Below are 12,621 nucleotides of genomic sequence, written 5' to 3'. Positions count from 1 at the left end.
GTACGATTTTCCATTACGCACAATTTTAAAACTTCATGAAAAAAGCAATCATGCTATATGGGCTGCTGGCCCTGTTGTACAATGCTGGATGTACAACAAAAAAACAAGAAAAAATAGAAGTAGGTACATACGCTGTTACCACTCCCCTGATTATGGACACGATACTTACGAAGGAGTCTGTGACGCAAATTCAATCTGCAAGAAACATTGAGCTGCGAGCACAGGAAAAAGGATTCCTGCAAAGCATTTATGTCGATGAAGGTCAGTTTGTTAAATCTGGCCAACTTCTGTTTAAGATTATGCCAAAGTTCTATGAGGCAGAACTCCTGAAAGCAGAGGCTGAAGTCCGGGCCTCGGAAATCGAACTCAAGAATACCAAGTTGCTCTCAGATAAGAACATCGTCTCTCAGAATGAGATGGCAATGGCGCAAGCAAATCTGGAGAAAGCAAAAGCGGAAAAAGCGCTGGCTAAACTACACCTCTCCTTTACCGAAATCCGTGCACCTTTTGACGGAACCATAGACCGGATTCCTAAGAAGGTTGGAAGCCTGATTGACGAGGGCGAATTATTGACAAGTTTGTCGGATAACGCGCAGATGTTCGCTTACTTCAACGTCTCTGAGCCGGAATATCTGGACTATACCCTAAATGTTAAAGGGAGAGCCAATCGTCAGGTTCGTTTGCTGCTCGCAAACAACCAGGAACTTCCGCAATCCGGAAATGTGGAGACGATAGAAAGTGAGTTTAACCGGGAAACGGGAAATATTGCATTCAGAGCGCGGTTTTCAAATCCAGAACGCGTACTCCGAAATGGACAAACGGGTAAGATTAGAATGATCGTACCCCTTCAGCAGGCAGTTGTAATCCCCCAGAAAGCAACTTACGAGATTCAGGACAAAATCTTTGTGTTTCTCGTCGATAAGCATAACGTGTTGAAATCACAGGCGATTACAGTTTCCGGAGAAATGCCCGACTTGTATGTCGTTAGTGGTGGTCTGAAGGCCACCGACCGGATTCTCCTTGAAGGTGTTCAGAAGGTCAAAGACGATGAGCACGTTAAACCTAAGTTCGAACCCGCTGCCGAAGTTTTAGCACACTTAAGACTCAAAGCAGAGTAGGCACATTTAACCACCAGACCCTTTATGTTTAACAAGTTTATACAAAGGCCAGTCCTTTCGATTGTCATATCATTGATCATCGTTTTCCTGGGTGTTTTGGCAATCGCGCATTTACCAGTGACGCAATTCCCTTCCATTTCACCCCCAAAAGTCAATATTACTGCCGAATATCCTGGCGCCAATAACGAATTGCTAATTAAATCGGTAATCATTCCTCTAGAGCGGGCGCTAAATGGCGTCCCAGGTATGAAATACATGGCATCCGATGCCGGCAATGACGGCGAATGTACGATCCAGGTGATTTTCAACCTGGGAACAGATCCCAATCAAGCTTCTGTAATCGTTCAAAACCGTGTTGCTTCAGTCGTGAACAAGCTCCCGCCGCTGGTTGTACGTGAAGGCGTGAAAGTTACACGCGAAGAGTCCAACATGCTGATGTATATCAATCTGTACAGCAAAAACCCACACCTCGATCAAAAGTTCCTTTACAACTTTGCGGACATAAATGTGCTCTCTGAACTCCGCCGTGTTGATGGCGTGGGCGTCGCTGATATTCTGGGTAACCGGGAATATGCCATGCGCATCTGGCTGAAACCCGATCGTATGCTTGCCTACAAAATTTCTGCAGACGAAGTCATGAAAGCACTCGAAGAACAAAGTCTGGAGGCATCTCCTGGCAAAACGGGTGAAAGCTCAGGGAAGCGGTCGCAAGCATTTGAATATGTGCTCAAGTATCCTGGGCGCTACACCACAAAGGATGGCTATGAGAACATCATTTTGCGATCCAACTCTGACGGAGAAATCCTCAGGTTAAAGGATGTAGCCACGATTGAGTTCGGCAGTGCGATGTACGACATCTACTCTAACCTGAATGGAAAATCTTCTGCAGCCATAACCGTCAAGCAAAGCTATGGAAGCAACGCTAACCAGGTTATCAAGGATATTAAATCCAAAATGGAAGAGCTTAAAGCAACTTCTTTCCCGAAAGATCTTGACTATGAAATTAGTTATGATGTTTCTAAATTCCTGGATGCATCCATTGATAAAGTCATTCATACGCTTGTAGAAGCGTTTATTCTGGTCGGCTTAGTCGTGTTCGTGTTCCTGGGTGACTGGCGCTCCACGCTTATCCCGGCCATAGCCGTGCCCGTGTCTTTAATTGGAACATTCGTGTTCATGCAATTCTTCGGCATTACCTTAAACCTCATCACCTTGTTTGCGCTTGTACTCGCCATCGGTGTAGTCGTCGATGATGCGATCGTTGTCATTGAGGCCGTTCATGCCAACATGGAGACAAAGCACCTCTCCTCACGAAAAGCAACAAAACTCGCCATGCATGAAATCAGTGGTGCCATCATCGCCATCACCTTTTTGATGGCTGCTGTGTTCGTGCCCGTAGCTTTTATGTCCGGGCCAGTTGGTATATTCTACCGGCAATTTTCGATAACCATGGCAACGGCGATCATCATCTCCGGACTTGTTGCACTTACACTTACTCCTGCGTTATGTGCGATGATGCTAAAAAATACGCACGGTAAAGCCACGAAAAAGTCGGCCGTTGATCGCTGCTTAGGTGCTTTCAACAAGGGGTTCAACCGTCTAAGCGGCAAGTACGAATCTGTGCTCTCCAGCATCATCACTCGCAGGGCGGTTACCTTCATTATGCTTATTGGATTCTGCGTAGGTATTTTCTTCCTGAACAACAGCCTACCCTCCGGATTTATTCCGAATGAAGACCAGGGTATGTTCTATGCCATCATTCAGACCCCTCCTGGATCATCTCTTGAAAGAACAAATCAGGTGGCGGAGGAACTGCAACACATTGCAGAGGGAATCGAAGGAGTCGCTTCGGTGTCCTCCCTAGCCGGTTATGAAGTGCTAACCGAAGGTACTGGTGCCAATTCTGGTACCTGCTTGATCAATTTGAAGAGCTGGGAAGATCGAAAGAATAGCGTGCATGATGTGATAGAAACACTGGAGAAACGTTCTGAGGAGATCAATGGCGCTACAATCGAATTTTTCCAGCCGCCCGCAGTACCAGGCTATGGTGCTGCCGGTGGATTTGAGCTTCGCGTGCTGGATAAAGCCGGTAGCGGGGATTATAAGAAGATGGAGACCGTAACGCGAGAATTTGTTGCCGAGCTCAACAAACGACCTGAATTATCTGCTGTGTTCACCTTCTACTCCGCCAGTTTTCCGCAATACATGCTCAAAATAGACAATGAACTGGCCCAACAAAAAGGCGTGACCATAGAGAATGCCATGAGCACCCTTTCTACACTAGTCGGCAGCAATTACGAAACCAACTTTATCAAGTACGATCGGCAATACAAAGTAATGGTGCAAGCTTCTCCAGAATACCGCGCTCTTCCGGAGGACATACTGAAGCTTTACGTGAAGAATGATCACGACGAAATGGTTCCTTTTTCTGCTTTCATGAAAATGGAAAAGGTTTATGGTCTTTCTGAAATTACCCGTCACAACATGTATAATGCCGCAGAAATCAGTGGTACCGCGGCGCCGGGTTACAGCAGTGGTGCTGCAATTGACGTCATTAAAGAAGTTGCTCAAAAGTCGCTGCCCCGCGGCTTTGGTATTGACTGGGCAGGTATATCTAAGGATGAAGTATCACGGGGCAACGAGGCTATTTACATCTTCATGATCTGCCTTGGTTTTGTGTACCTGATTTTGGCTGCGCAGTTTGAAAGTTTCGTCCTCCCCTTAGCCGTAATACTGTCCTTACCTGCCGGAATTTTTGGTGCATTCCTCCTGTTGAAGCTGCTTGGTCTGGAAAACAATATTTACGCACAGGTGGCGATGGTGATGCTTATTGGCCTGCTCGGAAAAAATGCAGTGCTCATCGTGGAGTTTGCGGTACAAAAACACAGTGCTGGCAACTCCGTACTTAAGGCAGCCATGGAAGGTGCTACAGTCAGGTTCCGTCCGATCCTGATGACTTCCTTCGCATTTATAGCAGGTTTAATTCCGCTTGTACTGGCTTCGGGGCCGGGTGCAATTGGTAACCGGACTATTGGTACCGCTGCTGCAGGCGGCATGTTGTTCGGGACGATATTCGGCGTAATTGTCGTTCCCGGATTGTACTACATCTTTGGCACTATAGCAGCAAAACACATCCTCATCGAGGAGGAAGAAGAGAATCCATTAACTGAGGAAATTGAACATCATGTTGAAGTATATTAATCGCAAAATATTAGCACTATCGCTTGCCTGCTTTATGCTGGCAAGTTGCAAGGTACCACAGGTCCTTGAACCTAAGATCACTAATGTTGTGCCTGGTACCTATCACAATAATCCGGATACGGCGAATCTGGCGCAGGTAAACTGGAGAACATTTTTTGGCGATCAGGATCTCTCGAATTTAATCGATACCGCACTCCTCAGAAATCAGGAACTGCAGATCACCCTGCAGGACATTGACATTTCCAGAAATGATGTGCGCCTGAGACAAGCCGCCCGTTTACCCACCGTGGCGGCAAGGCTCGGCGCCGGTCTGGAAAAAGTGGGCAGATACACCAGCCAGGGTGCAGGTGACGCAACAACGGAGATTACGCCAGGGAAAGAAATGCCTGATCCCCTGGCTGACTTCGCGGCTACGATTTCAGCAAACTGGGAAGTTGATCTCTGGAAAAAGTTGCGTAATTCAAAGAAGGCAGCTTTAACACGGTACCTCTCGAGTGTAGAAGGAAAGAACTTTGTACTTAGTAATCTGGTTGCCGAGGTCGCTAATGCCTACTTCGAGCTTGTGGCCCTAGACAATGAGCTAGATGTTGTGCAGCAGAATATTGCCATACAAAAAGATGCACTTGAAATTGTAAAGGTGCAAAAACAAGCAAGTAGGGTGACAGAACTCGCTGTCCAGAAATTCAGGGCAGAAGTTCTTAAATCACAGGATATCAAATATGATCTATTACAGCAAATTACCGAAACTGAAAACAGAATCAATTTCCTTTTAGCTCGCTATCCTACACCGATTCGCAGAAACAAGGCTAGTCTACAAAATGCGCTGTCCGGCGTAGTAGCATCCGGTATTCCAGCGCAACTACTTGTAAATCGGCCTGACATCAGGCAGTCTGAGCTTGAGCTCCAGGCCGCTAAACTGGATGTTGCAGTAGCACGAGCTGAATTCTATCCATCGCTCGCAGTTTCGGCAAACCTTGGCTTGCAGGCCTTCAAGCCATCTTACCTCTTCAAACTTCCAGAATCACTCCTGTATGGGCTGGCAGGCGATCTTGCGGCGCCTTTAATCAACCGAAGCGCTATAAAAGTGGAATTCAAAACGGCGAACGCCCGTCAGTTGCAGGCCATGTTCAATTATGAGCGTACGGTCTTAAATGCCTACATGGAAGTGAGCAATCAGCTTTCCGGGATCGAGAATTTGGGCAAGCGATGTGAACTTAAATCGACACAGGTGGAAGCACTCACCAAGTCTATCGACCTTGCTAATGATCTATTCAGGTCTGCAAGAGCCGACTATTTAGAAGTCTTGATGACGCAACGAGACGTGTTAGAGTCCAGGTTGGAATTAATTGAAACTAAAAAAGCCCAGTTGAATGCGATCGTCAATATGTATAAATACCTAGGCGGTGGTTGGAACTAAGTTACCAATAGTACACGAGGCCCTGATCTTATGTTCAGGGCCTCGTGAATGCTTTTATCAGTTCGCGTTATCCGTTCTAAAAGATACAGCCGGCAATCCGGCGCTGTTCACCAGATTTGCCTCCGGATTGTCTGCCCATGCATAGCGAACAAACTTAGGAGCATCTACCTTTTCAGATGTAACCATCACTTTATCACCCACAATCTTTGCAGTTGCCCAATGAAATACGCCATCAGCGCCAGCAAGTGCAAACCCCTTTACCGGAGCCCCATCCAGCGTCTTCAATCCGGTACCAGTTTCCTTAAAGGTAATCGTCACCACAGAACCTTGTATCTGGTGATGGTGGTACATCGGGCTATGCGCCTGGATTTGATCTTTATAAACCTGTTTCCTGGCCAGTAGTGCCAGCCTTCGGCCGACCTCCTGTTTGTTTTTAGGGTGAATGTCATCCGCTTCTCCAACATCCGTAATCACCGCCATACCGGAATTCGGTTCTGCCAGCGTCATCGTCTGTGCTTCTCGTAAGGTCGCCCAATCGCTTTCAGATGGCATTTGCTTACGTTGCATATAATTGGCAAGTTGTACATATAGAAAAGCGGTATTTCCTTGCTGCCATCTGCTACGCCAATCCTGGATGAGCATTGGAAATAAACTTCGATATTCAAGTGGCGCACTTGCATTGTCTTCTCCCTGATACCAAATGAAACCTTTTACCCCATAAGGTATAAGAGGATTGATCATCGCATTGTACAGATACGCAGGATAACGATGGTAGTTCCTGATCATGGGAATAGCCGCCTCTAAATTCTGCTGGTACTTCCATGCGCCAGTGAGGGTTATCCGCTGTTGTCCGTCACCAATGTACATACCTTCCGTCGATGGATTGAAGCCCCCACCACCCCACAAGAAAGCCATACGTAGTGCAATGGTGTTCTTCCCGGACTTAAGTAAAGCAGCAGGAATTTTATATTTGTGACTCAGGTTGGCGTTCCAAACCGTTTTGGCGATTAAGGCCCCATTTACATAAAGGGTATAGTTCATCTCCGGCTTCCCCAGTTCGAGTTCCAGTTCCTTGCTTTTTAACATGGACTCGTCCAGCGTGATCTCTTTTCTAAGCCAAACAATGCCTTCGAAACCGGCCATATTCATATCCTTCAAAGTCTTGGGCATAACCGCTGATGGCCAGTTCGCATCATCGTATTTCTCTTTCGTGACTTGATTAACTACGCTTTCTGTGGGATTGTAAACGATGTCCCAAAACTTTACAAGATCAAGGCTGTCCTTTATAAAATGTGCAGGTGTAATGGTATCATTAACACGTACACGATCTTTGGTGATGTCGGAGCTAAGGAGTTTCGTCCGGCTCGTCCATGCTTCTACGGGTGTGCCACCCCAGGTTGATTGTACTATGCCAATCGGAATGTTTAGATCTCGCTGAAGGTCACGTGCAAAAAAATAAGCTACAGCAGACGCTGTTTTCACGCCAGCAGTATCCATTGACACCCATGAACCACCAGGTAAGGTATCCTGTAGATGAACCTGTTTTGCATGCGGGACAATGAAGAACCTGATATTAGGGTAACGCGCGTTCCGAATCTCTTTCTGCGCATCCTTGCTTTGGGAAACCTGCCACTCCATGTTGGACTGCCCGGAGGCAATCCAGACATCTCCGATCATGACGTTCTTAAGCTGAATTGATTCCTGCTTTTTGCCACCCTCGTAAACGGAAATCTGGTATGGTCCACCATGACTGAATGCATCCGTCTTCAACTTCCACTTACCATGCACATCAGCCCGAGTCGTGTAGCGCTTCCCTGCAAGTTCTACCGTCACCTGCTGCCCTGCAGTAGCATTTCCCCAAAATGGAATGGGTTGTTGCCGCTGTAGCACCATGTTGTCACCGAAAACTTTCGGCAGGCGAATTTGCGCCTGTGAAAAGCTCGTAATAGCAGATAGGGCTAGCAGGAGCAAAAAATGGCGCGTTACATAATTTATTGCTGTCATAGGGGTATTTAAATCTTTAATAAGTTGTAGCCGTTCAATATACGTAAAAGTAAAAGCCACCTAAATAGTTAATCTAAAAGGAATCAAAGGAGTAAAAGCCACCAACATAGGAGACCCGAAAAGCATCACAAGCCTAAATTAGCTGGTAGAGGCTGTGAACCTTGTAACGAAGGAAGCACCCGCTCTGAAGCCGGTAGCAGTTTAAAGGCCTTGTAGCTGTTCATGATGTAAATCATGAGGTCATCCTGGTCAAGTTTATTTAGGGCTTTCAAAGTAGGGCGATATCGAACCATAAAACAGTCAAGTTCTTTGCCTGTCAAAGGTGTCATCGTCTTTACAACACGATCATTGAAGCGGATATCAATCTTACGTTCCAGCTTCTCCTGTTCAAGACGCTTCTTAAAACGTCTTGCAAAGCGATCTTTGCTGAAGAATTTGGAAGGGTAGAATGTGAATGGCTTATTCTGGTCAGCACTGATCACTTTGGCTTTTCTGTAAACGTCAGCATATTGAACCTCGGGGTTAAAGGCCTCTCCCTTGATTTCGACTGTATTCAGGAGCTTGTTTTCAATTATAAAATATCGAATCATGGGCTTCATATCTGTAATCAAAAGTGTATCTGGTTTATAACCGGGTTTGTAAAAGATCAAGATCTGATTAAGCGATGCGGCAATTTTAAATGCCCCTTCCTTGTTTGTTTGGGTACTTGCACCCGTGTTCTGGTTCGATACCGAGACATCTTCCAGTTTGATGTTTGAAGATCTATCTTTGATAATACCGGGTAACATTTGCGCATCAACACCGATCCAGAGAAACAGTAGCACCATAACAAGCGTTAAAACCTTTATCATATCTTAAAGATATTGGAAATAGAAGGCCGAGCAGGTCATTTCACATATTTTAACAACCTGGAAGGCCAACAATAAGCCTTCCTTTATCATCGGTTTAAGAACAGTGCACAACATGAAATATTTTGTAGACGAAGGTTCCATTGTAAGACAAATCTGGGGAAAGGGCGATACCATTCTCTTCATCTTCGCGGGTTCCTCCGCGGAGTTTGCACTTAACAAAGCGGTAGATTGGCTATACTATACTGGCCGGCTCCCTGCTGACCCTTTAGGGCGATTGTTTTCCACCGTCTCTTATGCCAGAGGTATTGTCTTCTCCGAAAACGAAGCTGCTTTACAAGTCATAGATAAGATTGCGCATATCCATAAAGCCGTGGAAACCAATCGTGGTGCAGAAATCCCAGACTGGTCTTACCGGGATGTGCTGTTCATGCTGATCGACTATTCCATCAGGTCATTCGAGCTACTGGAGCGAAAACTAACACGCAAAGAAAAAGAAGATGTATTTGAGGTTTTTAACCGAATGGGCTTACGGATGGGCATTAAAGATCTGCCCTTAAATTTTAAAGAATGGCAAGTCATGCGACAGGCGCATTTAGAGCAGGACCTCCTGAAAAGCACATTTACAGTAGATCTTTATCGCCAGTACAGGAAACACCTTGGCCCTTTCCGCTACATGGTCTTAAAACAAGTACAGGTCATGCTCGTGCCGGCAGCGGTTCGCAAGCTGCTTGAGCTTGGAAGCACCCCCTATCTGCTCCCCATTTTGGGCTTGTACAAGCTCACCAGAATAGTAAAACTCGATCAGATACTACGTAATACCATGCTCCCAAAAGCATACAAGGCTCAGGTGCAGGATCTTGATGCCGGAAAGTAAACCTACAACTTATCGTACAAGGTCTTTGTACACCGCGATCCGGTGTGTTCTTACCTGATAAGGTATTTTTTCTTTGCTGTTACTCTTCTGAAATCCTATGGCCGTGGAATTCTGCTGCGGCATGTGGCAATCAATACAGTTTTGCTTCAACAACGCGCCTTCTTTCCCCGGCAGCTTAGGGTGGCTATCCGCCTGGTGGCAACTCATACATTTATTGGCGTATATGGCCAGGCTTGCAGGCTGCTTCTCATGTATGTCGTGACAAGAAATGCAGTCCGCCTTCCCGATAATAAAACACGGACTTTCTTTCAGCAGTTGCATCTGGTTGCCATGCACATCAAGTTTACCACCATTATAGGTGTTGTACTGTGGGATCGATAATAGGGTATCCCCTGGTTCAAATCCGAACTTCGACCCATTTGCCTGCACCTGCGTACCGGAATGACATAACCCGCACATATCAACGCGCCTGCTTAGTGGCAGGTCTTTGTATTTGATCATGTGCGAGGGTCTTTTTTCTTCAGGATTATCCAGGTGGAAGCTTACATGGTCTGCAGCCGGCCCGTGGCATCGCTCACAATCGATACCTGAAATCATTGATCCTTTTACAAATTGCTCCTCTACATTCAACTGATCTGCAGGCTGGGGTTGTTTCTCGATGTATGAGCTATGGCATTCCAGGCATCTGGATATGACCGGCCTGCCGAAGTATATCTGATCGTCGGGAAAACCTGGACTATTTACCCACTGGTGTTCTTTGGTGAGGTAATTTAATGGCATTTGCATCATCTGATTGCCATACCAAAACCCGAAAGTATAGGCCCGATGCCCAGATCCGAAGATGATATCCGTACGTTCCGCTTTTACTTCCTTTCCATTTACATAAGCCACCTGGTATAGCGAACCATTTCTTTTTTCGATGCCCACCCGTGTACCCGGATTAAAGACAAATTCATCACCAGGCAAATTCAGGCTGTCGAGGTATCTGCCATGCGCAGTAGTACCACTATCTGCCATTAAATCTTTTGATGTTTTAAAATGCGCGTTGTGGGCATAGTTGCTGCTAATGTCCTGGTGACATTTTACGCATGTTGCGCTTCCGGCATAGGCCTCACCCCTTACGTCCTTGCTTTGAATCTGCGTGCATTGTACAATCACAATAAGCACTGCGGATAAGATGAATAGTATTAGCACGAGAGGCCGACGACGCATGAAGTATTTGGTTGTTAGATTTCTATTGGGTGAAAATACACATATTTTAAATGAAAACAAGAAGTGCAGCACACGCGAACCTACATGCGCCACTCCATCCAAACAATTCCCTTTTACACGATGTTAGCCTTTCAAGTATGGATAAAACAAGAGGTTACCTTCCCATTGAAGATTACGGAATTATCGGTAATATGAAGACCGTTGCAATTGTCTCTCTGGAGGGCGCAATTGATTTCATGTGTTTTCCGGACTTCGATTCACCAACGATATTCTCCAGATTACTGGACCAGGAAAAAGGTGGTACTTTCTCCGTCACCCCGCAGTTAAGCTTCAGCAGAACCAAGCAGTTGTACATTCCCGGTACCGCGATACTTTTAACGCGCTTCTTTTCGGATGATGGTATTTCAGAGCTGACCGACTACATGCCAATCACCGGACCCAATGACGCAAGTTATTGTGCCATCGTACGTAAGATTAAGACTATCCGCGGTAAGGTGACCTACAAGATCAAATGCGCCCCTCGGTTCGATTACGCCAGAGCGGATCATAAAACTGAACAGAAAAATGCAAATGAACTGAACTTTTCTGCTGTTAATGATGGCAACGCAATGGTGCGGCTGCTCGCTGATTTTCCCTTGCAGTATAACGAAAAGGATGGCTATGCAGAAGTTACGCTTAATCATGGTGAAGAGGCAATGCTTGTGCTCGAGTCCGTGAAACGCGATGAAACTGATCTTCTTCACGATTTGGAGTTCTATAAAAACACCTCCTATCAGGAGACTGTACGCTACTGGAAAAGGTGGATTAGTAAATCCACATACTCTGGCCGGTACACGGATCTGGTTCTGCGTTCCGCAATAACACTTAAACTACTCACGTCAAAGGAATATGGCTCCATGGTGGCCGCGCCAACTTTCAGTATCCCGGAAAGTATGGAAGGCGACCGGAACTGGGATTATCGCTTTACCTGGATCAGAGATGCCGCATTTACGATGTACGCCTTCCTACGCCTTGGATTTACCGAAGAGGCCGCAGGCTTTCTGAAATGGATTCAGCAGCGGTCCGCAGATCCCGTGCTCCATCTTATGTATGCCATAAACGGCGACAAAGCAGCAGTGGAAACCGAATTGGAACATTTTGAGGGATACATGCAGCGTGGCGCTGTAAGGATTGGCAATGCCGCTCGCGACCAGTTTCAAATGGATATTTACGGTGAACTCATCGATACGATCTATATTTATAATAAAAACCATACGAAGATCAATTATGAACTTTGGCTCACCATTCAGAAACACATAGATTGTGTGATTGAATACTGGAAAATGCCTGACCATGGTATATGGGAGTTTAGAAATGGAGAAAAGGAATTTTTACATAGCAGGCTGATGTGCTGGGTAGCTATGGATCGAGCAATCAAAATTGCGACAGACCGTTCATTCCCCTATCCTGCACCAGAATGGAAAGCTGTACGTGACGAGATTTACAAAGACATTTACGATAACTTCTGGAATGAAGCAGTTGGCGCATGGGTACAATATAAAGGTGCGAAAGTGGTTGACGCTTCTGCCTTGTTGATGCCCCTTACCCACTTCATTACTGCCGACGAACCCCGTTGGCTATCGACCATGCGGGTCATAGAAGAACAACTCAGTACAGATGTGCTGGTTTACCGCTACCACAATGAAGACGGACTGGAAGGTAAAGAAGGTACTTTCAACATGTGTTCTTTCTGGTTCATCGAAGCGCTGGCAAAGAACAAAGAAACCGACAAAGCACTGGAATACTTCGAGAAAATGACAGGCTATGCCAATCACCTCGGCTTATTTAGCGAGCAAATCGGAAAGCGTGGTGAACACCTCGGTAATTTCCCGCAAGCTTTTACGCATCTCGCTTTAATCAGTGCTGCACTTGAACTGGATAAACAACTTGACCGACTATAGCCAA

At 46.0% G+C, this 12,621-nt stretch carries 8 protein-coding genes; 5 read left to right on the top strand and 3 right to left on the bottom strand.

Translation table 11 applies throughout. The features are described from left to right. The first annotated feature begins 35 nt into the window (after positions 1 to 35). The 3 genes from IEW69_RS10220 to IEW69_RS10210 are packed head-to-tail and all read left to right on the top strand — an operon-like array spanning position 36 to position 5,736. Positions 36 to 1,118, top strand: a complete 1,083-nt coding sequence (locus IEW69_RS10220; RefSeq protein WP_188626757.1) for an efflux RND transporter periplasmic adaptor subunit — start codon at positions 36 to 38, stop codon at positions 1,116 to 1,118. 24 nt (positions 1,119 to 1,142) lie between these two features. After that, the gene (locus tag IEW69_RS10215) at positions 1,143 to 4,319 is read left to right on the top strand and encodes an efflux RND transporter permease subunit (protein ID WP_188626756.1); all 3,177 of its coding nucleotides are present in this window, start codon (positions 1,143 to 1,145) and stop codon (positions 4,317 to 4,319) included. Then, positions 4,303 to 5,736 (top strand): TolC family protein, encoded by a 1,434-nt coding sequence (locus IEW69_RS10210; protein WP_188626755.1) that lies wholly within the window; start codon positions 4,303 to 4,305, stop codon positions 5,734 to 5,736. Before IEW69_RS10215 ends, IEW69_RS10210 begins: the two co-directional genes overlap by 17 nt. A 57-nt stretch (positions 5,737 to 5,793) precedes the next feature. Here the strand turns inward: IEW69_RS10210 and IEW69_RS10205 are convergent, their stop codons facing one another. Next, the gene (locus IEW69_RS10205; RefSeq protein ID WP_188626754.1) at positions 5,794 to 7,740 is read right to left on the bottom strand and encodes a sialate O-acetylesterase; all 1,947 of its coding nucleotides are present in this window, start codon (positions 7,738 to 7,740) and stop codon (positions 5,794 to 5,796) included. Between the two features lie 125 nt (positions 7,741 to 7,865). After that, positions 7,866 to 8,591, bottom strand: coding sequence for a peptidase associated/transthyretin-like domain-containing protein (locus IEW69_RS10200; protein ID WP_188626753.1), 726 nt, complete (start codon positions 8,589 to 8,591; stop codon positions 7,866 to 7,868). 112 nt (positions 8,592 to 8,703) lie between these two features. Here IEW69_RS10200 and IEW69_RS10195 point away from each other — a divergent pair, with 112 nt between their 5' ends. Then, positions 8,704 to 9,465: an oxygenase MpaB family protein gene (locus IEW69_RS10195; RefSeq protein ID WP_188626752.1), complete on the top strand. Its 762-nt coding sequence runs from the start codon at positions 8,704 to 8,706 to the stop codon at positions 9,463 to 9,465. 9 nt (positions 9,466 to 9,474) lie between these two features. Here the strand turns inward: IEW69_RS10195 and IEW69_RS10190 are convergent, their stop codons facing one another. After that, positions 9,475 to 10,677, bottom strand: a complete 1,203-nt coding sequence (locus IEW69_RS10190; RefSeq protein ID WP_188626751.1) for a multiheme c-type cytochrome — start codon at positions 10,675 to 10,677, stop codon at positions 9,475 to 9,477. Between the two features lie 50 nt (positions 10,678 to 10,727). Between IEW69_RS10190 and IEW69_RS10185 the strand changes: the two genes are divergently transcribed. After that, positions 10,728 to 12,617, top strand: a complete 1,890-nt coding sequence (locus tag IEW69_RS10185) for a glycoside hydrolase family 15 protein (RefSeq protein ID WP_229663588.1) — start codon at positions 10,728 to 10,730, stop codon at positions 12,615 to 12,617. Positions 12,618 to 12,621 lie beyond the last annotated feature (4 nt).

This window comes from Pedobacter quisquiliarum (assembly GCF_014642175.1).
In the GTDB taxonomy this organism is placed as follows: domain Bacteria; phylum Bacteroidota; class Bacteroidia; order Sphingobacteriales; family Sphingobacteriaceae; genus Pedobacter; species Pedobacter quisquiliarum.
Note: the sequence above shows the minus strand (reverse complement) of the source record. Positions and strands in the feature narration are given on the sequence as shown.

Bases quoted from the DNA above. Each gene is read 5' to 3' on its own strand.
- IEW69_RS10220 (WP_188626757.1), top strand. From the start codon at position 36: ATGAAAAAAGCAATCATGCTATATGGGCTGCTGGCCCTGTTGTACAAT.
- IEW69_RS10215 (WP_188626756.1), top strand. From the start codon at position 1,143: ATGTTTAACAAGTTTATACAAAGGCCAGTCCTTTCGATTGTCATATCA.
- IEW69_RS10210 (WP_188626755.1), top strand. From the start codon at position 4,303: ATGTTGAAGTATATTAATCGCAAAATATTAGCACTATCGCTTGCCTGC.
- IEW69_RS10205 (WP_188626754.1), bottom strand. From the start codon at position 7,740: ATGACAGCAATAAATTATGTAACGCGCCATTTTTTGCTCCTGCTAGCC.
- IEW69_RS10200 (WP_188626753.1), bottom strand. From the start codon at position 8,591: ATGATAAAGGTTTTAACGCTTGTTATGGTGCTACTGTTTCTCTGGATC.
- IEW69_RS10195 (WP_188626752.1), top strand. From the start codon at position 8,704: ATGAAATATTTTGTAGACGAAGGTTCCATTGTAAGACAAATCTGGGGA.
- IEW69_RS10190 (WP_188626751.1), bottom strand. From the start codon at position 10,677: ATGCGTCGTCGGCCTCTCGTGCTAATACTATTCATCTTATCCGCAGTG.
- IEW69_RS10185 (WP_229663588.1), top strand. From the start codon at position 10,728: ATGAAAACAAGAAGTGCAGCACACGCGAACCTACATGCGCCACTCCAT.